Raw genomic sequence first — 20,217 nt, 5'->3', positions numbered from 1 at the left:
CGGCGGACCGTCAGAGCCGCCGCAGCCGCTCCTCGTCCGCCGTTCGGGGACAGGTGATACACGCCCGGTCGGGCTCGATCGCGTAGTAGAGGCAGCAGCCGAGGCGGGTCCGGGTGTGGTGGGTGCGGCCGTCCTCCCCGCACAGGACGCGGAAGTCCGCGGCGCCGAGGAGCGGGTCGGTACGCCCGGGGAGCACGGCCGTCGCGGCGGCGACGGCGGCGTCCTCCTCGACCGGGACGGCCGACCCGGCCGACTCGTCGAGCCGCTTGCCCAGGTACCAGATCGCCGAGGCGAGGTCGTCGGTGACCATGCCCCACAGCGCCCGGGTGCCGCGCCGGGTGGGGGCGGCGAACGCGGCCAGCAGCGGTTCGACGTGGGCGACGACGGCGGCGCGCAGCTCGGCCCGGAGTTCGTCCTCGCCCGGGAGGGCGACATGGGCCTGCGGCCGCAGCGCGAAATCACCCGTGGGAGCGTGGAACCACAGGTTCGCGCCGTCGATCGACGGAACACGCCCCCCGAGCCGCCAGGGTCCGGCGATCAGCACGCAGACCGACCAGAGGTAGTGGTGCAGCAGCCGGGAGGCGGCGACGTGCGGGCGCGGCGCGGTGCCGCGCCCGGCGGCGACCGGCGCGATCCGCGCGGCCTCGCCGGCCAGCGCCTCGGCCAGCGCCGCCGGATCGGTCGCCAGTTCGGCCGCGGAGTACCAGCCGAGCGCACGCGCCGGGGCGGGCTCGTGGGCCGCGAGCAGCCGCACCCGGAGCACCGGGCAGAGGTCGAACAGCAGTCGGTAGTCTGTGTCCAGCGGGTTCGCGGGACGTGGTGCGAGGGGCACGGCGGCGGGCAGGGGCGCACCCGAGAAGATCATCGGCACTCCCGAGATCGCATTAGGTGAGGCTCACCTTATAGGCACTCACCGGCCAGGCGCTCGCCGGGCGGTCCGCGCCACCCCGGCCGATCGAGTCCCGACCCGCCCGGTACGTACCAATCCGACCAGGACTTGACTCACTTAGGCATACCTAACCTAATATTCCACCCTGTGCTCACCACCGATCCGCCGTCCCCCACCACCCCGGCCCCGAGAACCCGCTCAGCGGCCCGGCTCCCCCTGGCGCTGGCCGCCGGGCTCGGCCTGCTGGCGCTGTGCGTCGCGCTGAGCCTCGCGCTCGGCTCCCGCACGATCCCGCTGGGCACCGTCATCGGCGCCCTGACCGGCGGTGAGCACGGCGGCGACGCCGACGTCGTGACCGGCCTTCGGGTGCCGCGGACGCTCATCGGACTCGCGGTCGGGGCCGCGCTCGGCGTCGCCGGGGCGGTCGCCCAGGGCGTCACCCGCAACCCGCTCGCCTCGCCGATCACCCTCGGCATCAACGCCGGCGCGAGCTTCGCCGTGGTCGCCGCGATCTACACCTTCGAGCTGACCCGCCCGATCGAGTACGTCTGGTTCGCCTTCGCCGGAGCGGCGGTGGCGGCCGTGGCCGCGTACGCGATGTCCCGCCACGGCGGGGACCTCGACCCGGTCCGGCTCGCCCTCGGCGGCACCGTGCTCACGGTGGTGCTCACCTCCTGGACCTCCGCGCTGATGCTGGCCAGTCACCGCACCCTGGACGAGGCGCGGTTCTGGCTGGCCGGGTCGGTCGCCGGACGGCACCTGGACACCCTGGTGCCGGTGCTGCCGTTCCTGGCGCTCGGCCTGATCGCCTCCTTCGCCGTCGCACCCTCGCTCAACGCGCTGGCGCTCGGCGACGAGAGCGCCCAGTCGCTCGGCGTACCGGTGGCCCGGATCCGGGTGGTCGGCGGCCTGGCCGTCGTCCTGCTCGCCGGGTCCGCCGTGGCCGTGGCCGGCCCGGTCGCGTTCATCGGACTGGCCGCCCCGCACCTGGTCCGGCCGCTCCTCGGCAACGACCACCGGCTGCTGCTGCCCGGCTGCCTGATCGCCGGACCGGTGCTGCTGCTCGCCGCCGACGTGCTCGGCCGGATGGTGGCCCGCCCCTCCGAGCTGGAGGTCGGCATCGTGACGGCGTTCCTCGGCGCGCCGCTGCTCGCCGTGCTGGCCCGCAAGGTGGCCCGATGAGCGCCCCGGCCCTCACCAGGCCCCGCGAGGACCGTTCCCCCGCCTCCCCGGGCGCCGGCACCTCCGCCGCCCGCCGCCGTGCCCGGACCGCCGCCTGGTCGCTGGTCGCCGCCGTCCTGCTCGTCCTGCTCACCGGGATCGCGCTCGGCACCGGGCAGGTCAGGATGACGGTCTGGGAAGCGCTGAGCGCGCTGGCCGGATCCGGCGACCCCGGGAACGTCCTGGTGGTCCAGGAGTTCCGCGCCCCGCGCGTGGTCTCCGCACTGATCGCGGGCGCCGGGCTGGCGGTGGCCGGCTCGATGCTCCAGCGCCTGTTCCGCAACCCGCTCGCCTCGCCCGACACCATCGGCGTCACCGGCGGCGCGTCCTTCGGCGCGGTCCTGATGCTCGCCACCGGCGCCTCGCAGGAACTCATCCCGCTGGCCGCGCTCGGCGGCGGACTGCTGGCCGCGCTGCTGCTCGGCGGCTTCGCCTGGCGCTCCCGGATGGCGGTCACCCGGTTGGTCCTGGTCGGGCTCGCGGTCCAGCAGGGCCTCGCCGCCGCCGTCAATCTGATGATCGTGCGGTTCCCGGCCGAGCTGGCCTCCTCCGCGATGCAGTGGACCACCGGCTCCCTCTACGGCCGCAACTGGGACGAGGTCTGGATCGGCGGTTCCGCCATCGCGCTGACCACCGTCGCCGTGATCCTCTGCCGGCGCCGGGTGGCCGTCCTCGACCTCGGCGACGACTCGGCCGGCGGGCTGGGGCTCAACCCGCAGCGCGACCGCGTCCTGCTGCTCCTGCTCAGCATCGCCCTGGCCTCCCTCGCCGCGGCGCTCACCGGGCCGGTCGCGTTCGTCGCGCTCGCCGTGCCGCACCTGGTCCGGCTGCTCGCCGGACCGCCCACCCTCGGCACGCTCGGCCTCACCGCCCTCACCGGCTCCCTGCTGCTGCTCGCCTCCGACCTCCTCGTGCTCCATGTGATCCCCGTCCACGGCCTGCCGGTCGGTGCCGTCACCGCCACGCTCGGCGCGCCCTGGCTCCTGGTGCTGATGATCCGCCAGGGCCGGCTTCCCCGGAGGACCAGCTGATGACCCTCGACCTGACCACCGCGGCCGAGACCGCCACCGGATCGCCCGGCGCCCCGGGAGCCGACCGGTCGACGGACCGCCTCGCCACCCACGGCCTCCGCCTGCGCTACGGCAACCGGACCGTCGTGGACGGGCTCGACCTCGAACTGCCCGGCAACGCCGTCACCGCCATCGTCGGCCCCAACGCCTGCGGCAAGTCCACCCTGCTGCGCGGCCTCGTCCGGCTGCTGGACCCGGCCGCCGGCACCGTCACCCTGGACGGCTCCGACATCCACCGGATGCCGGCCCGGTCGCTCGCCAGGCGGATGGGCCTGCTGCCCCAGCAGCCCGTCACCCCGGAGGCCGTCACCGTCGAGGCGCTGGTCCGGCTGGGCCGGTTCCCGCACCAGCGCATGCTCACTCCGTGGTCCAAGGCCGACCAGGCCGCGGTCGAGGACGCGCTCACCCGCACCGGCATGGCCGAGCTGCGCGACCAGCACGTGGACCGGCTCTCCGGCGGCCAGCGGCAGCGGGCCTGGATCGCGCTCGCGCTGGCCCAGGACACCGACCTGCTGCTGCTCGACGAGCCCACCACCTTCCTCGACCTGCGCCACCAGCTCGACGTCCTCGACCTGGTCTCCGACCTGCACGCGCAGGCCGGACGGACGGTCGTCATGGTGCTGCACGACCTCGGCCAGGCCGCCAGGTACGCCGACCACCTGGTCGTCCTCAAGGACGGCCGGCTCGCGGCGGCCGGGGCGCCCGCGGACGTCCTCACCGCCGAACTGGTGGAGAGCGTCTTCCAGGTGGCCTGCCAGGTCGTGCCCGACCCGGAGACCGGCACGCCGCTGGTGGTGCCCAGGGCCCGGTCAAGACGGGCCGCCGCACCGGCTGCTCCGGCCACCCCCGCCGCCCCGGAGCGCTGAGGCCCGCTCCCCCGCGCTCCGATCCCCCTGCTTCCGGCCGCGCCCGCCCTTCGCGGGTCGTTCCGGCGCCCCGCCCTGCCCCGAAACCGAGACAAGGAACCCTTCATGAACCGCTCCGTCCGCGCCCGCAGACTGCCCGTCGCCGTCCTCGCCGTCGCCCTCTCCAGCACCCTGCTCGCCGCCTGCGGCAGCAACGGCGACAGCAAGGCCGCCGACACCGCCAAGCCGGCCGGCGACGCCTCGGCCGCCGGTACGGCCGCGGTCTTCCCGCGCACCGTCACCCACGCGGCCGGCGCGGCCGAGATCAAGGCCCAGCCCAAGCGCGTGGTGGTCCTGGACAGCGGTGAACTGGACGACGTCACCCTGCTCGGCATCACCCCGGTCGGCGCGGTCTCCCCGCACATGAAGACCGAGGGCGGCTTCCCCAACTACCTCAAGGACAAGATCAAGGACGCCAAGGACGTCGGCCCGATGAACGAGCCGAACCTGGAGCTGATCGCCTCCCTCAAGCCCGACCTGATCCTGTCCTCGAAGGTCCGGCACGCCAAGGTCTACGACAAGCTGAACGCGATCGCCCCGACCGTGCTCGCCGAGACCACCGGCTTCCCGTGGAAGGCCAACCTCGCCCTCTACGCGCAGGCCCTCGGCAAGGAGGCGGAGGCCAAGAAGGCCCTCTCCGACTACGAGGCCCGCGCCGGCAAGCTCGGCGAGGCGATCAAGGCGAAGAACGGCGGCACCATGCCGACCGCCTCGGTGGTCCGGTTCGTCGCCGGCCCGACCCGCCTCTACGCCAAGGCCTCCTACAGCGGCGTGGTGCTCAAGGACGTCGGCCTGGGCCGCCCGGCCGCCCAGGACGTGGACCAGAACATCCTCGAGGTCAGCGCCGAGCAGATCAACCAGGCCGACGCCGACCTGGTCTTCGTCACCGTCGCCGACGACCCGTCCAAGACCAAGCAGAGCGAGGTCCAGGACACGCCGGTCTGGAAGGGCCTGAACGCCGTCAAGGACAACAAGGTGTTCAACGTGCCGGACGAGACCTGGATGTCGGGCATCGGCGTCCAGGCCGCCGACGCCATGCTGGTCGACATCGCCAAGGCCGCGGGCGTCGACGCCCCCAAGTAGGCCCCGCGCCCGGACGGGCGGGCGGCGAGGGCGGCAGGGGGGACGGCCAGGAGCCGCCCCCCGGCCCGCCCGTCCCGCCCGCCCCGCGCTCCTCGCGCCTTCCCTGCCCTCGCCGCCCTGCCCTGGCCCGCCCGCCCACACGGAGAGGACCCGCCCTGCCATGCGCCTCTACCTGCTCGCCCTCAACCCGACCGACTCGGTGACCGACGGCTTCCTCCCGGCCGCCGCCCGCCTCGGGCTCGCCGTCACCGTCCTCACCGACCACGTCGAGGCCCATCAACGTGCCTACGCCGACCTCGAGTTCACGCCCGAGGTGGTCGAGTGCGACGTCCAGGACTTCCGCGAGGTGATCGGGCTGGTCTCCCGCCTCCGGGCCGCCGGCACCACCGAAATCGCCGACGCGCCGTTCGCGGTGTTCAGCAACAGCGACCACCTGCAGACCCAGACCGCGCTCGCCGCCGAGTACTTCGGCCTGCCGGCCAAGGACTGGAAGGCCACCCTGCGGGCCAAGAACAAGGGCCAGCTCCGCCGCCACCTGGCCGCCACCGGCCTCGACACCGTCCGCTCGGTCGAACTCGCCCCCGAGCAGGACCCGTCCGTGCTGCGCGCGGCCGAACTGCCCTTCCCCGTCGTGGTCAAGCCGCGCGAGGGCGTCGCCAGCGAGGATGTCTCACTGGTCGCCGACATCGAGGAACTGGTCCGGCGCGCCAAGGAGATCCAGGACCGGCGCCCCGGCGCCGCCCTCGTCGTCGAGGAGTTCCTGGAGGGGCGGCTGTGCACCCTGGAGACGCTGGGCGACGGCCACCGCCGGCACGTCCTCGGCGGGTTCCGGACCACGCTCTCCCCGCCGCCGGACTTCATCGAGGAGGTGCTGGAGTTCGTCCCCGCGCACCCGTCGGCCGTGGTCGCGCAGGTACTGGCCCAGCTGGACGCGCTCGGGGTCGGACTCGGCGCCTGCCACACCGAGTTCGTCGTCCAGCCGGACGGCCGGGCCCGGATCGTCGAGGTCAACTACCGCGCCATCGGCGACCAGTGCGACCTGATGCTGGCCGAGATCCTCGGCATCCCGCTGTTCGAGCACATCCTCGCCGCCCACCTCGGCCGCGAACTCCCCGCCGACCTCGGCGAACGCTGCGCCGCCACCCGGCAGCGCGCCCGCAACGAGGCCGTCTGCGCCGACCGGGCCGGGACCCTCACCGCCGCCCCCGGACCGTACGACGAGGACGTCGACGGCGTCCGGCTCGCCTACCGGCCGCTGCGCCCGGTCGGCGAGCGGCACGAGCACTACCGCACCAACCGCGACTACCTGGGCGTGATCTGGGCGACCGGCCCCGAGCAGGCCGCCGTCGACGCCGCCGTGGCCCGGTTCATGGCCGCCAACCGCTGGGAGATCACCCCGTGAGCGCCGCCACCGCCCCCGCCCGCGTGCTCGCCCTCCGGGTCCTCTCCACCCTGGTCCGCGAGGACGTGCTCGGACTGCGCACCCTCGGCACGGTCGAGCACCGGGCCGACGGCGCCTGGCTGGTGGCCACCGAGCACGGCATCGCCGTCCCCGTCGCCGCCGAGGGCTTCCAGAGCGAGTACGGCGCACGCCTGCCGCTCGTGGAGGTCGAGGGCCGCCGGATCGAGGAGCTGGACGCCGCGCTGACCGCGCTGGCCGCCCGCGCCGAGCCGGAGGACCGGCCGGGCTGGACCGCGTTCGCCGAGGAGTGCCGCCAGGCCCTCGCCGCGATGGAGCTGCACGAGCGGGTGCGCGGCGAGGTGCACACCGCGCTCACCGACCTCTACGGCGCCGACCCGGCGTACTGGACCGGCCCCGCCGCCGCGCTCGGCCACGACACCCTGGCCGCCTTCCTCGACCACCCGGTCTACCCGACGGCCCGCGGCCGGTCCGGTCTCGACGAGCGCGAACTGCGTTCCTACGCACCGGAGTTCCACCCCGCCTTCGAACTGCGCTGGCTCGCCCTGCCGACCGGCACGCTCACCCGGCACGGCGACCGCCCGCTGCCGCGCTGGTGGCCCACCCCGAGCTGGCTCGGCCTCGACCTGCCCGGCGGCGACACCGCCTGGGAGACCCTGCCGGTGCACCCGCTGACCGTCGGCCCGGCCCTGGACGAGGCACTGCGCACCACCGGCCTGGACGGCCGCGCCGTGCTCGCCGAGCGCCCCTACCTGACCGTCGTACCTACGCTCTCGATGCGGACGGTCGCGGTCGCCGAGGACCCGGTCCACCACCTGAAACTGCCGCTCGCCACCGCCACCCTCGGCCGGCTCAACCGCCGCACCATCAAACCCGGCACGCTGGTCGACGGCGCCGCCGGACAGCGGCTGGTCGAGGCCGTGCTGGCGCGCGAACCCCGGTTCGCCGGGCGGATCCTGCACGCCGACGAGCAGACCTGGGCGCACGCCGGGCACGAGCTGCTGGCGGTGCTGCTGCGCCGCTACCCGGAAGGACTGGAGCGGTCCGTGACCGTCCCGCTCGCCGCGCTGCTCGCCCCGGCGCCGGAATCGGAATCGGCTCCGGCTCCGGCCCCGGTTCTGGCTGCGGATTCGGTTGCGGATTCGGTTGCGGGGGCCGCCGGCGGGCGCCTGGTCGTCGACCGGCTCGCCGACCGGTTCCACGGCGGCGACCCGGTCGCCCTCTACGACGCCCTGCTGGAGCTGCTGCTCGACTGGCAGACCACGCTGTTCGGCCACGGCGTCGCCCTGGAGTCCCACCAGCAGAACACCTCGCTCGTCCTCGACCAGGACGGCGGCCTGCGCCTGCTCTACAAGGACGACGACGGCCCACGGGTCCACACCGGACGTATGACCGCCTCGCTCGGCGAACTCGCCTCCGCGCCCGAGGAGTTCGACGATGCCCGGATCTTCGGCGACGACGACCGGCGGCTCACCGACCTGTTCACCACCATCACCGGCCACCTGTGCGCCGGCTCGCTCGCCTTCGGCCTCGCCGCCCACGGCCGGGCCGGACTCGACGACCTGCTCGCCCTGCTGCGCAAGCGGCTGACCGAGGCCGTCGAACGGACCGGTCCGGCCGCCGAACCGCTGCGCGCCGCCCTGCTCGACGCCGAACGGCTCCCGGTCAAGGCGATGGTCACCGCCGGCACCCTCCTCAGCAAGCGGCGCTCGGGCGCCGCCGACATCAACAAGCACTACACCGACGGCCCGAACTACCTGCTGCCGCAGCGGCTTTCCGCCGTCGAGCCGGGACCGGCGCAGTGACCGTCGACGTGCTGCCCCGGCAGTCCGAACGCGACACCGCCGCACCGGGCGGACTCGGCCGGCGCCAGGTGCACGCCGTCGCCGCCTGCTACTTCGTCGCCTCCTTCGCCGCCCTCGGCCTGCCGCCCTACCTGACCGCGATCCTGCCCGGACTCGGCGACCAGGAGGGCCGCTGGGCGGGCGTGCTGTACATCGTGCCCACCGTGTTCAGCGCCCTCGGCGCCCCGCTGTGGGGGCGGCTCGCCGACCGGTACGGCCGCAAGCGCCTGCTGCTGCGCGCCCAACTCGGCCTCACCCTGTCCTTCCTGCTGGCCGGAGCCGCCGACTCGCTGCCCGCGTTCACCCTCGCGCTGGTGCTCCAGGGCTTCCTCGGCGGCACCTTCGCCGCGACCAACGGCTACCTCGCCGCCGCCCTCGACGGCGCCCGGTTGTCCCGGGCGCTCACCCTGATGCAGGGCAGCGCGCGGGCCGCGCTGGTGGCGGCACCGATCCTGGTCGGCGCGCTGTCACCGTGGATCGACCCGCACCGGCAGTACCTGCTGATGGCCGTACTGCCGCTGACCGCGGCGGTGTTCCTCTCCCTGCTGCCGGAGCCGGGACGACCCGGGGCGAAGGCGACCGCCGGGGTCGGATCCGGGGTCGAGGGCGAGGCCGGGGCCGCTTCCGACGCCCACGCCGACCCCGCCACCCCCTCCGCCTCCGCCTCCGCCTCCGCCTCCGCCGACGAGCCGCCCGGCCGCACGCCCCTGCGCGTGCTCTACGGCCTGGAGTTCGCCTTCGTCTTCGCCACGATCATCTCCTTCCCCTATCTGATAGCCCTGGCCGAGGAACGCCTCCCCGGGGCCTCCGGCACCACCACCGGTGTGCTGTTCGCCCTGCCCCACCTGTGCTACCTGGCGTTCGCGGCCCGCACCCACACCGCCTTCCTGCACCGCCCGCACACCGGCATCGCACTCGGCTTCGGCTTCGTCGCGCTCGGCCTCGCCGGGCACGCCGTGGCGGACTCGCTGCCCACCTTCGTCGCCGTCCGGCTGCTGCTCGGCGCCGGACTCACCCTCGGCCTGGTCTGCCTCTCGGTACTCGCCGCCGAGGCCTGCCGCGGCCGGGCACCCGGGCGCCTGTTCGGCTCGCTCGAATTCGTCTCCAAGGGCGGCGCCGTGGCCGCCGGCGCCGTCGCGGCGCTGGTCAACGGCCGGTTCGGTGCCACCTCCCCCGTGCTGGTCGGAACCGCCGCCGCACTCCTGGCCGCCGTCGCGGCCACCGCACTCTCCTCCCGATCCCGCCAGCGTTGGAGTCGCTCATGACACACCAACTGCCCACCGCCGACGATGCCGTGGTCCACACCCTGCTCAACTGCCTGCTGCGCGAGGTATCCGCACCCGAACACCAGACCGCCGTCACCGACGGCCGCCTGCTGATCCGCCTCCCCCGGCGCGGCACCCTGCTCCGGGTGGCCCTGCGCCGCACCTCGCTGTTCGGCGCGCACCGCTTCACCGGACCGGTGGAGGAGGAACACCGGGGCGACTGGCGAGAGTTGGACTGGCACGAACTCGCCCGGCAGGTCCAGGGCGAACTGGAGCTGCGCACCGGCACGGTCAACGAGGAGTTCCTCGGCCAGCTCGCCTCCAGCCGCACGGCGGTCTCGACCGCCCTGGCCGGCCGCCCCGAACCCGGCCCCGACCGCTACCTGGAGTCCGAGCAGGCCCTGCTGTTCGGACACCGGTTCCACCCCGCGCCCAAGTCCCGCTCCGCCGAACGCGGCGACTGGCGCGACTACGCCCCCGAGGCCCGCGCCGAGTTCCCGCTGCGCCACCTCGCCGTACGGCGGGAACTGATCGCCGGGTCCTCCGCCGACCCGGCCGCGACCGCCCTGCTCGACGGCCTCGCCGCCGTCCCGGACGGCTACCGGCTGCTGCCCGCCCACCCCTGGCAGTACGAACTCATCGGCGACCACCCGCTGTTGCGCGGGGCGCTCGAGTGCGGCGACATCATCGACCTCGGCCCCGGCAGCACCCCGTTCGCGGCCACCGCCTCGGTGCGGACCCTGTACGGCGCGGGCGCGTTCCTCAAGTTCAGCCTCAATGTGCGGATCACCAACTGCCTGCGCAAGAACGCCGCCTACGAGCTGACCGGCGCGGTCACCCTCACCCGGCTGCTCGCCCCGGTGCTGGCCGACCTCGCCGAGCGGTTCCCGGACGCCGCCGTGCTGCGCGAGCCGGCGTTCCGCACCCTCGCCCTGCCCGGGGCCGACGGCCGGCCCGACCGCGCACTGTACGAGGGCTTCGGCCTGATCGTCCGCGAGGGCCTCGGGGGCTCGCTGCGCCCCGGCGTCACCCCGCTGCTGGCCGCCGCCGTCGCCGACGAGTACCCGACCAGTTCGGCGCACATCTCCCGGCTGCTGTCCGACCCGACCGACCCGGCCCGCGCGCTCGACTGGTGGACGGCCTACCTGCGGCTGCTGCTCCCGCCGGTGCTGGCCGCCTTCTTCGACCACGGCGTGGTGCTCGAACCGCACCTGCAGAACGTCCTGATCGGCGTGGACGCGTCCGGCCGTCCGGCCCAGGTGCTCTTCCGCGACCTGGAGGGGACGAAGCTGGTCCCCGAACGGCACGCCGAACTGCTCGCCGCACTGCCGCCCGAGGTGGCCGGGCCGATGGCCTACGACGCCGAACGGGGCTGGGACCGGGTGGTCTACTGCCTCCTGGTCAACCACGTGGCCGAACTGCTCGCCGCCGTCGCCGACCTCCACCCGGCGGCGGAGGGCGCGCTCTGGGAGGCGGTCCGCCGCGTCCTGGAGGAGTACGCGGCGGCGCACGGCTGCCCGCCCCGGCTGCGCGCGCTGCTCGCGGGCGTGCCGCTGCCCGGCAAGGCCAACCTGCTCACCCGCTGGGAGCGCAAGGCCGACCGCGCGGCCGGGTACGTCCGGATGGCCTCGCCGCTGGCCCGCTCCGTGCTGGCCGAGGCCGCCCACACCGGCGCCGCATCCGCCGCATCCGCCGTGCCCGCCCCGACCGCCCCACCTACCGCCCGGACGCCGCACCCCGTCCAGACCCCGCCCGTCGCCGCCGGAAGGACCCGATGACCGCCACCGACGCCGTCCGCCGCCAGGCCGCGGAGCTGCAACCGGAGCAACTCCCGGCCTACGTCTACGACCTGGCGGCCCTGCGGACGCACGCCGCCGCCGTCCGGGCCGCCCTGCCGGAGCGGGTCGAGCTGTACTACGCGGCCAAGGCCAACCCCGAGGCCCCGGTACTGGCCGCGCTGCGCGAGGCCGTGGACGGCTACGAGGTCTCCAGCGGCGGCGAGCTGGCGCATGTGCGGGCGGCCGTCCCGGACGCCCCGCTGGCCTTCGGCGGGCCGGGCAAGACGCCCGCCGAGATCGCCGCCGCCGTGGACGCCGGCGTGCACCGCTGGCACGTCGAGAGCGAGCAGGAGCTGTACCGGCTCGCCGCCGTGCTGGCCGACCGGCCGGACGCCGCCGTGGACGTGCTGCTACGGGTGAACCTGCCGGTCGGGGCGGGCGCGCTGGACTCGGTCGCGCTGGCGATGGGTGGGCGCCCGACCCCGTTCGGGCTGGACCCGGACCGCGCCGAGGCGGCGGTCCGGCTGCTCACCGAGCCGGTCGGCCCGCTGGGCCCGGTCCGGCGGCAGCTGCGGCTGCGCGGGGTGCACGCCCATCTGGCGAGCGGACTGGCGGCGCCCGAGCAGCTGGCGCTGGCGGAGCAGATCGTCGGCTGGTCCACCCGTCTGGCCGAGCGGCACGCCTTCGCCCTGGAGGAGGTCAACGTGGGCGGCGGGATGGCCGTCGACTACGCCGACCCGGACGCCCGGTTCGACTGGACCACCTTCGGCGAGGGCCTCGGCAAGCTGCTGGACCGCCACCCGGGCCCGGTCCTGCGGATCGAGCCCGGCCGGGCGCTCACCGCGTACTGCGGCTGGTACGCGACCGAGGTGCTGGATGTGAAGCGCAGCCACGGCGAGGACTTCGCGGTCGTCCGCGGCGGCACCCACCACCTGCGGACCCCGGCCACCCGGGGCCACAGCCAGCCGTTCGACACCCTTCCGGTCGAGGACTGGCCCCATCCGTGGGAGCGGCCCGCCGTGACCACCGGCCGGGCCACCCTGACCGGCCAGCTCTGCACCCCGAAGGACGTGCTCGCCCACGCCGCCCCTGCCGCCGCCCGCCTCCGCACGGGCGACCGGGTGCTCTTCGAGCTGGCCGGGGCGTACGCCTGGAACATCTCGCACCACGAGTTCCTGATGCACCCCCGACCGGGCTTCCACTATCTGGACGGCCGGTGAGGGGCCACCGCCCCTCAGCCACCGCCCCTCACCCACCGGAACCGCACTGACGTGCGAAGGTGGTAGCAGCGAAGGGAGCGGGCACGTGCTGATGGAGAAGGTGGCGGAGATCATCGCCGAGGCCTCGGCCGAGGCGGTGGAGCCCCGGTTCCGGGCGCTGGCCTCCGGCGAGGTGATGGAGAAGGCCCCCGGCGAGGTGGTCACCGTCGCCGACCGCGAGGCCGAGCTGATCATCACGCGGCGGCTGCGCGAGCTGCTGCCCGTCCCGGTGGTCGGCGAGGAGGCGGTGGCCGCCGACCCGGCGCTCGCCCGGGCCCTGCACGCCGAACCCGCCGTCTGGCTCGTGGACCCCGTCGACGGCACCGCCAACTTCGTGGCCGGGCACCCCGACTACGCGGTGATGGTCTCGCTGGTGCGCGACGGCCGCACCGTCGCCGCCTGGATCCGGCAGCCGGCCACCGCCACCACTTACACCGCCGAACTCGGCTCCGGCGCCTGGCGCGACGGCCACCGGCTGACCCGTACGCCCGCCGGCACCGATCCGGCCGCCTGGCGCGGCTCGGTGAAGAGCCGGTTCCTGGAACCGTCCCGCCGCCGGCTGATCGAGGCCAACACCGAGGCCTTCGGCGGACTCGTCCCCGGCCGTCACGCCGCCGGCATCGAGTACCCCGACATCGCCGAGGGCGCCACCGACTTCGTCCTCTACTGGCGCACCCTGCCCTGGGACCACGCCCCCGGCTCCCTCCTGGTGACCGAGTCCGGCGGCCGGGCCGCCCGCCTCGACGGCACCCCCTACCGCCCCGAGGCCCCGGGCGGCGAGGACGGCCTGCTCGTCGCCGCCGACCCGACTACTTGGGAGCGGTGCCGCGAGATCCTGTTCGCACCGTAGGCCGCAATGCGGTTCGCGGCTCAGGTCGCCGTGGTTCGCACCGTGGGAAACCCGGCGCACGGTCGGTGGCCGGGCCCGTAGACTTCGCGATCATGACTTCACGGCGACGGACCGCCCTGTCCCTCGGTGCACTGCTGCTGGCGACCGCCTGCACCTCCGCACCGGACCGCAACAGCGCGGCGCCGGCCCCGCCCGCGCCGGCCGAGGAGCCGGCGGAGTCGCCGAGCCCGCCGCTCGCGGTGCGGTCGCTGACCTCGGCGGAGGTGCAGTCCGGCTGGTGGAACTGGGCGGCGGGGAGCACGGCGGACCGCAGTCCGGTACTCGACCGGAGCGGCCGGTGGTGCGCCCAGCGCCAGCACGAGAACATCTGGTACCTGGCCGGGACGACCGGCGGGGGCGTGGTCGAGCGGACGTGCACCGTCCCCGTCGGCCTGCCGGTCCTGTTCCCGCTGGTGACGAGGTTCGGCGAGGCCGCCGACTGCGAGACCTTCATGGACACCGCTGAGGGCTCCGCCACGCTGGACGGCGCCCCGCTCGCCGCCGAGCCGCTCGGCGCGACGCGGATCAAGCTGTTCGGCGCCGCCGGCAACCCCTTCGGCGCCGAGCTTTCCGGCAAGAACACCTGGTCGTGCGGCCTCTGGGTGCGGCTGGACCCGCTGACACCCGGCAACCACGAACTGACGGTCCGGGGCGAGGCCGGTGATCCGGAGATCACGGTGGGGGTGGACTACCACCTCCGGGCGACCGCGCCCACCCCCACCGGGGGCGTCTGACCCACCGCCCGAGCCGTCGCCCGCGCCACCGACCGGCCTACCGGCCGACCCACCGCCAGGTCTCGCGGCCGGCGCGGACGACCTCGCCGAGCAGGGCGGCCACCTCGGCCGGTGTGGTGTGCGGGTTGAGCAGGGTCAGTTTGAGCCGGACCCGGCCGGAGCCCTCGCCGGGCAGTTCGGTCCGGCCGACCACGGCCCGTCCGCCGCGCAGCAGTTCACGCCGCAGTTCGGCGTTGACCCGGTCGAGCGCGGCCGGGTCGAGCGCGGCCGGGTCGGCCTCGGATCGTGCAGCGTCCGTACCGGCCGGGCGGTAGCGGAACAGCAGGGCGGTCAGCACGGGTTCGGCGTGCAGTTCCAGCTCCGGTTCGGCCCGGACGGCGTCCGCGGCGGACCGCGCGAGGTCGTGGCAGGCGTCGACGAGCCGGCCGAGCCCGGCGCGGCCGAGGGTGCGCAGGGTGACGGCGAGCTTGAACGCGTCGGACCGCCGGGTGGTGCGCAGCGAGAGTCCCAACAGGCTGGGGTAGCCGGCCTGTTCGTCGTCGGCCGGGTTGAGGTAGGCGGCCCGGCGGGCGAGCGAGACGTAGGTCTCGGCGTGGCGCACCAGGAAGACGCCGGCGGCGGCCGGCTGCCAGCCGAGCTTGTGCCAGTCCAGCGAGACGGAGTCGGCGCGTTCGATGCCGTCGAGCAGGGGGGCCAGCCGGTCGGAGAGCAGGGCGCCGCCGCCGTACGCGGCGTCGACGTGCAGCCAGGCGTCGTAGCGGGCGGCGAGGTCGGCGACGGCGGGCAGCGGATCGACGGCGCCGGTGTCGGTGGTGCCGGCGGTGGCGACCACCGCGACGGGGGTGTGTCCGGCCCAACTCGCCTCGGCCAGGGCGCGTTCGAGCGCCACTGGGTCCATCCTCAGGTCGCGGTCGACGTCGACCGGGACGACGGCGCGTTCGCCGAGGCCGAGCAGGGCGGCCGCCCGCTGGACCGAGAAGTGCGCGGCCCGGGAGGCGAAGATCCGGGGCCGGACGCCGGCGGGCAGGCCGAGGAGCCCGTCGAGTTCGACGATGCCGTCGAGTTTCTGGTCGCGGGCGAGCATCAGGCCCATGAGGTTGGACTCGGTGCCGCCGGAGGTGACCACGCCGGCGGCCCGGGCGGGGTCGTAGCCGACCAGGGCGGCGAGTTCGGCGAGCAGCGCGGTTTCCAGCGCCGTCGCCGCGGGGGCCTGGTCCCAGGAGTCCTGGGAGGGGTTGAGGGCGCTGACGGCGAGGTCGGCGGCGGCGGCCACGGCGAGCGGCGGGCAGTGCAGGTGGGCGGCGCAGAACGGGTCGGCGGGGTCGGCCGCGCCGTGGGCGAGCAGTTCGGTGAGGCGGGCGAGGGCGTCGGGGCCCTCGGCGGCGGCGAGTTCCCGGTCGACCAGGGCGGCGAGGTCGGCGGGGCGGCCGGGCGGCAGCGGGCCGCCGCGCCGGGTGGCGCCGGTCTCCAGGGCGTCGAGGACGGTGGCGAGCAGCGGGCCGAGCGCCGCGGGTCCGCCGACGCCGCCGGAGAGGGCGTCGAGGGGCACGTCGGCGGACCTGCGGCGCTCGGCCCCGGCGCCCTGCCCGGCCCCGATCCCGGCCCCGATCCCGCCCCCGTCCCCCTCGCCCGGGCCGCCGCTCATGCCGACGCCGCCGCGATGGCGTCCGCGAGCCGGTCCAGCACCGCGGCCGCCTGCTCGTCGGTGATGGTGAGCGGGGGCAGCAGCCGCAGGACGGCGTCGTGCCGCCCGCCGAGTTCGACGATCAGCCCGCGCGCCAGGCAGGCCGCGCGGACCCGGACGGCGAGCTCGGGCGCGGCCGGCCGGGCCCCGCAGGCGTCCGACTCCGCGGCCGGGTCGACGAGTTCGACGCCGATCATCAGCCCGCGTCCGCGAACCTCGCCGATCGCGGGGAGTTCCCCGGCCAGCGCGCGCAGCCGTTCGACCATCCGGTCGCCGACCACCGCCGCCCGTTCGGCCAGTCCGTTGGCGGCGACGTGGCGCAGCGTGGCAGCTCCGGCCGCCATGGCCAGCGTGTTGCCGCGGAAGGTGCCGGTGTGGGCACCGGGCCGCCAGCCGTCGTACTCCTCCCGGTAGACGACGACGGCGAGCGGGAGGCTGCCGCCGATCGCCTTGGAGAGCACCATCGCGTCGGGCACGATCCCGCTGTGCTCGACCGCCCACATCGCACCGGTGCGGCCGACGCCGGTCTGGACCTCGTCGACGATCAGCGGAATGCGGCGCTCGGCGGTGATCCGGCGCATGGCGCGCAGCCAGTCGTCCGGAGCGGGGACGACGCCGCCCTCGCCCTGCACGGCCTCCAGGACCATCGCGGCGGGTGGGACGACACCGCCGGCCGGGTCGTCGAGCAGTCGTTCGACGTAGGTCGCGGAGAGTCCGGCCCCCGCCTCCCCGCCGACCCCGAACGGGCAGCGGTAGCCGTAGGGGTAGGGCAGCCGGACGACCTCGCCGCCGGCGGGCAGCGGCTCCTTGACGGCGACGTTGCCGGTGAGCGCGAGGGAGCCGGCGGTCATCCCGTGGTAGGCGCCGGTGAAGGCGAGGGCGCCGGAACGGCCGGTCGCGGTCTGCATCAGCTTGAGCGCGGCCTCGACGGCATCGGTCCCGGCGGGCCCGCAGAAGTGGACGCGCGCCCCGTCGGCGAAGGCGGGCGGCAGGCTCTCGAACAGGGCGGTGGTGAAGTCGTCCTTCTCGGCGGTCGCGAGGTCCAGCAGGTGGAGCGGGGCGCCGCTGTCGAGGGTGCGGCGGATCGCCGCCAGGACCACGGGGTGGTTGTGGCCGAGCGCGAGCGTGCCGGCGCCGGAGAGGCAGTCGAGGTAGCGGCGGCCGTCGGCGCCTTCGACGGTCATTCCGCTGGCGCGCACGGGGACGATCGGGAACGAGCGCGCGTAGGTGCGGGCGGCGGACTCGCGCTGGCGCTGGCGGCGCAGGACGGCGCTCGCCGGGAATCCCGTCCCGGCGGCGGGCGCGGGCGCCGGGGCCGGCGCGGGAGCGGCGGCGGCGCGGGGGACGGTCGGACCGGTGGCGGGCTCAGCGGCGAGCGTCAAGACGGACTCCCAGAAAATTAGGTGAGCCTAACCTTACTTGTCCGACCTGCCCTGGTCCGTCCGGGGGCGCCGGAACCACCCTTGCGAGTGACAACCCGTCCGCTCCCTCAACGAGCGAGCCGTCGAGAGGTCACGGCCGAGAGGTCAAGGCCGACCCGGGACGGGCGGGGCACCGAGGCCGTCCGCGCCGCCGGAGCCGCCCGTCCAGCGGTAGCAGAGCTCCGGCCGGCCGACCGTGCCGTACCGGGGCTCCCGGACGGCGAGGCCGGTGTCCACGAGGTGCTCCAGGTAGCGGCGGGCGGTGATCCGCGAGACACCGGCCGCCGCACCGGCGGCGGCGGCCGACAGGCCGGCGCGGTCCGCGCGCAGCACCCCCGCCACGGTGTCCAGGGTCGGCGCACTCAACCCCTTCGGCAGGGCGGTGCGTTCGGGCATCCGCAGCAGCGCGAGCGCCTGGTCGACCTCGTCCTGCCCGGTGGCCGGCCCGGTCCGCGCGAGGGTGTCCCGGTAGCGGGCGTAGCGGTCCAGGCGGTCGTGCAGGGCGGCGGCGGCGAACGGCTTCAACAGGTACTGGACCACACCGGCGGACACGGCCCGACGGACCATCGCGAGGTCGCGGGCGGAGGTGACCGCGATGACGTCGGTGGCGTGCCCGGCCGCGCGCAGGGTGCCGCAGAGCTGGAGGCCGTGCCCGTCGGGCAGGTAGAGATCGAGCAGCAGCAGGTCGACGGGCCGCCCGGCGGCCCGGGCCCGCTCCAGGAAGCGCAGCGCCTCCGCGCAGCCGTGCACGGTGCCGACGGCCCGGAATCCCGGCTCGCGCCCCACGTAGAGGGTGTGGGCGGCGGCGGCCACCGGGTCGTCCTCGACCACCAGGACGGAGATCTCGGACCGTTCGGCGTTCTCGGCCCGGCCGACGGGGCGGTTCACGGGGCCACCGCCGTGCGCTCGTGCTCCCCCGCGCCGTCGCCCGCCGGACGGGCGAGCGCCGGACGGCCCAGCACCGGGCGGCCGAGCGGCAGTCGGACGGTCAGCACCGCGCCGCGCTCCCGGCCGACCTCGACGGTGCCGCCGTTGCGCCGGGCGGCCTGGGCGACCAGGGCGAGCCCGAGTCCGCGCCCGTGGCCGCTGCCGTTGCCCTGGCTGCTCCCGCTCCCGCTGCCGTTGCCTTGGCCGCTCCCGCCGTCGCCGGTCCCGGCCGCGCGGCCGTCCTGCTTGGTGCTCCACCCGCGCCGGAACACGTCGTCCACCGCACCCGGGTCGATCCCGGCCCCGGTGTCGGCGACCCGCAGCAGCAGGTGGTCCCCGTCGATCCGGGCGGTGACGGTGACCTCCGGAGGCCCGGGGTTCGCGGCCGCGCCGGTGATCGCGGCGTCCACGGCGTTGTCGATCAGGTTGCCGAGGACGGTGATGAGGTCGCGGGCGGTCAGTCGCGGCGGCAGCACGCCGTCGTCGATCGAACTGTCCGGCGTGAGCGTCAACTCCACGCCGCGTTCGGCGGCCTGCGCGGCCTTGCCCAACAGCAGGGCGGCCAGCACCGGTTCGCCGACGGCGGCCACCACCCGGTCGGTGAGCCGCTGGGCGAGGGCGAGTTCGGCGGTGGCGAACTCCACCGCCTCGCGGTGGCGGCCGAGTTCGATCAGCGAGACGACGGCGTGCAGCCGGTTGGCGGCCTCGTGCGCCTGCGCGCCGAGCGCCTCGGTGAAGCCGCGCACGGAGTCCAGCTCGCCGCTCAGCGCCTGGAGTTCGGTGTGGTCGCGGAGGGTGAGGACGCGGCCGAGCCCGGTGCCGATGGTGGAGGTGTTGAGCACCACCACCCGCTCGGCGGTCAGATGGACCTCGTCCCGGACCGGCGCGTCCCCGGAGACGGCCGCCAGCAGCGCGTCCGGAAGTCCCAGCCCGTCGACCGGTCGGCCCTCCACCGCGCCCTCCAGGCCCAGGAGTTCGCGCGCCGCGTCGTTGCAGAGCACCACCCGGTGGTCTCGGTCGAGCAGGACGAGCCCCTCCCGGACGGCGTGCAGGGTGGCCTGGTGGTACTCGTAGAGGTGGCTGAGTTCGGCCGGCCCCATGCCGTGGGTGTGCCGCCGCAGCCGGGAGTTGGCGAGGTAGGTGCCGATCCCGCCGACGGCCAGCGCGGCCCCCGCGACCCCCACCAGCGCGAGCAGCGGGCCGCGCAGCCGGGCCGAGATGGACTGCACCGTGATACCGGCACTGACCAGGGCCACCACCCGGTGCCGCTCGTCCAGCACCGGGGTGACCACCCGCACCGACGGGCCGAGCGTGCCGGTGTAGGTCTCGCTGCGGGTCTCCCCCGCGAGCGCCCAGTCGATGTGCCCGAGGAAGGGCCGCCCGATCTGCTCGGGCAGCGGGTGGGTCCAGCGGACACCGGCGGTGTCCATCACGGTGACGAAGGAGACCCCGGTGTCGACCCGCACCCGCTCGGCGTAGGGCTGGAGCACGGCCGTCGGATCGGGCGCGCCGGCGGCGTCGCGGACGGTCGGCGAGTCGGCGACGGCGCGGGCGACGGCGGTGACCTGGCGGCGGGCCGCGTCGTCGTCGCGCCCGGCGGTGAACAGGTACGCGAGCACCGCCCCGCCCGCGACCACGACGGCGACGATGACCACCTGGACGACGAAGAGCTGTCCGGCCAGGCTGCGCACCAGCCGGCGCGGCGGGAGGGGGGTACGGGCGGACATGCCTGTCAGTGTGCACCACGGCCCCGGCGGCGCGGGCCGCGGTGCGGAGCCCGCGGCGATGTGAACTCTATGAACGCAAACGTGACCCGCGTCACGCCCGG

Annotated in this window: 16 protein-coding genes; 11 read left to right on the top strand and 5 right to left on the bottom strand. The window is 75.5% G+C overall.

From position 1 onward, the window contains the following. Positions 1 to 10: 10 nt before the first annotated feature. Entirely contained in the window at positions 11 to 865 is an 855-nt protein-coding gene (locus SM793_RS05755; protein WP_320436912.1) for a (2Fe-2S)-binding protein, read from the bottom strand. A 171-nt stretch (positions 866 to 1,036) separates the two neighbouring features. Here SM793_RS05755 and SM793_RS05750 point away from each other — a divergent pair, with 171 nt between their 5' ends. The 11 genes from SM793_RS05750 (at position 1,037) to SM793_RS05700 (ending at position 14,357) form a co-directional block, all read left to right on the top strand. Continuing rightward, on the top strand, positions 1,037 to 2,071 hold the full coding sequence (locus SM793_RS05750; protein WP_413815881.1) for a FecCD family ABC transporter permease: 1,035 nt from the start codon (positions 1,037 to 1,039) through the stop codon (positions 2,069 to 2,071). Continuing rightward, entirely contained in the window at positions 2,068 to 3,141 is a 1,074-nt protein-coding gene (locus SM793_RS05745) for an iron ABC transporter permease (protein WP_320436911.1), read from the top strand. Before SM793_RS05750 ends, SM793_RS05745 begins: the two co-directional genes overlap by 4 nt. Next, positions 3,141 to 4,046 (top strand): ABC transporter ATP-binding protein, encoded by a 906-nt coding sequence (locus SM793_RS05740; RefSeq protein ID WP_320436910.1) that lies wholly within the window; start codon positions 3,141 to 3,143, stop codon positions 4,044 to 4,046. The genes SM793_RS05745 and SM793_RS05740 overlap by 1 nt, the downstream gene beginning before the upstream one ends. Positions 4,047 to 4,151: 105 nt before the next feature. After that, positions 4,152 to 5,168 (top strand): iron-siderophore ABC transporter substrate-binding protein, encoded by a 1,017-nt coding sequence (locus SM793_RS05735; RefSeq protein WP_320436909.1) that lies wholly within the window; start codon positions 4,152 to 4,154, stop codon positions 5,166 to 5,168. Positions 5,169 to 5,328: 160 nt separating this feature from the next. After that, complete coding sequence (locus tag SM793_RS05730; RefSeq protein WP_320436908.1) at positions 5,329 to 6,570, top strand: ATP-grasp domain-containing protein; 1,242 nt, start codon at positions 5,329 to 5,331, stop codon at positions 6,568 to 6,570. Beyond that, positions 6,567 to 8,393, top strand: a complete 1,827-nt coding sequence (locus SM793_RS05725; RefSeq protein WP_320436907.1) for an IucA/IucC family protein — start codon at positions 6,567 to 6,569, stop codon at positions 8,391 to 8,393. The genes SM793_RS05730 and SM793_RS05725 overlap by 4 nt, the downstream gene beginning before the upstream one ends. Then, on the top strand, positions 8,390 to 9,697 hold the full coding sequence (locus SM793_RS05720) for an MFS transporter (RefSeq protein WP_320436906.1): 1,308 nt from the start codon (positions 8,390 to 8,392) through the stop codon (positions 9,695 to 9,697). Before SM793_RS05725 ends, SM793_RS05720 begins: the two co-directional genes overlap by 4 nt. Continuing rightward, positions 9,694 to 11,475 (top strand): IucA/IucC family protein, encoded by a 1,782-nt coding sequence (locus tag SM793_RS05715; RefSeq protein WP_320436905.1) that lies wholly within the window; start codon positions 9,694 to 9,696, stop codon positions 11,473 to 11,475. The genes SM793_RS05720 and SM793_RS05715 overlap by 4 nt, the downstream gene beginning before the upstream one ends. Continuing rightward, positions 11,472 to 12,695 (top strand): type III PLP-dependent enzyme, encoded by a 1,224-nt coding sequence (locus SM793_RS05710; protein WP_320436904.1) that lies wholly within the window; start codon positions 11,472 to 11,474, stop codon positions 12,693 to 12,695. The genes SM793_RS05715 and SM793_RS05710 overlap by 4 nt, the downstream gene beginning before the upstream one ends. Positions 12,696 to 12,786: 91 nt before the next feature. Further along, positions 12,787 to 13,584 (top strand): inositol monophosphatase family protein, encoded by a 798-nt coding sequence (locus SM793_RS05705; RefSeq protein ID WP_320436978.1) that lies wholly within the window; start codon positions 12,787 to 12,789, stop codon positions 13,582 to 13,584. Positions 13,585 to 13,676: 92 nt separating this feature from the next. Then, complete coding sequence (locus SM793_RS05700) at positions 13,677 to 14,357, top strand: signal protein (RefSeq protein ID WP_320436903.1); 681 nt, start codon at positions 13,677 to 13,679, stop codon at positions 14,355 to 14,357. Positions 14,358 to 14,394: 37 nt separating this feature from the next. Here the strand turns inward: SM793_RS05700 and SM793_RS05695 are convergent, their stop codons facing one another. The 4 genes from SM793_RS05695 to SM793_RS05680 all read right to left on the bottom strand — a co-directional run bounded on the left by SM793_RS05695 (position 14,395) and on the right by SM793_RS05680 (position 20,116). Then, positions 14,395 to 16,002: a pyridoxal phosphate-dependent decarboxylase family protein gene (locus tag SM793_RS05695; RefSeq protein WP_320436902.1), complete on the bottom strand. Its 1,608-nt coding sequence runs from the start codon at positions 16,000 to 16,002 to the stop codon at positions 14,395 to 14,397. After that, a complete protein-coding gene (locus SM793_RS05690; RefSeq protein WP_413815880.1) occupies positions 15,999 to 17,423 on the bottom strand; it encodes a diaminobutyrate--2-oxoglutarate transaminase family protein in 1,425 nt (474 codons plus the stop codon). Before SM793_RS05690 ends, SM793_RS05695 begins: the two co-directional genes overlap by 4 nt. Before the next feature lie 144 nt (positions 17,424 to 17,567). Beyond that, positions 17,568 to 18,350: a response regulator gene (locus SM793_RS05685; protein ID WP_320436901.1), complete on the bottom strand. Its 783-nt coding sequence runs from the start codon at positions 18,348 to 18,350 to the stop codon at positions 17,568 to 17,570. Further along, positions 18,347 to 20,116 carry a sensor histidine kinase gene (locus SM793_RS05680; RefSeq protein ID WP_320436900.1) on the bottom strand — a complete coding sequence of 590 codons (1,770 nt, stop codon included), beginning with the start codon at positions 20,114 to 20,116 and terminating at the stop codon, positions 18,347 to 18,349. The genes SM793_RS05685 and SM793_RS05680 overlap by 4 nt, the downstream gene beginning before the upstream one ends. Between the last annotated feature and the right edge of the window lie 101 nt (positions 20,117 to 20,217).

This window comes from Kitasatospora purpeofusca, assembly GCF_034043715.1.
Taxonomy (GTDB): domain Bacteria; phylum Actinomycetota; class Actinomycetes; order Streptomycetales; family Streptomycetaceae; genus Kitasatospora; species Kitasatospora purpeofusca_A.
The sequence above is the reverse complement of the archived record's forward strand: the minus strand, read 5'-3'. Positions and strand labels throughout refer to the sequence as shown.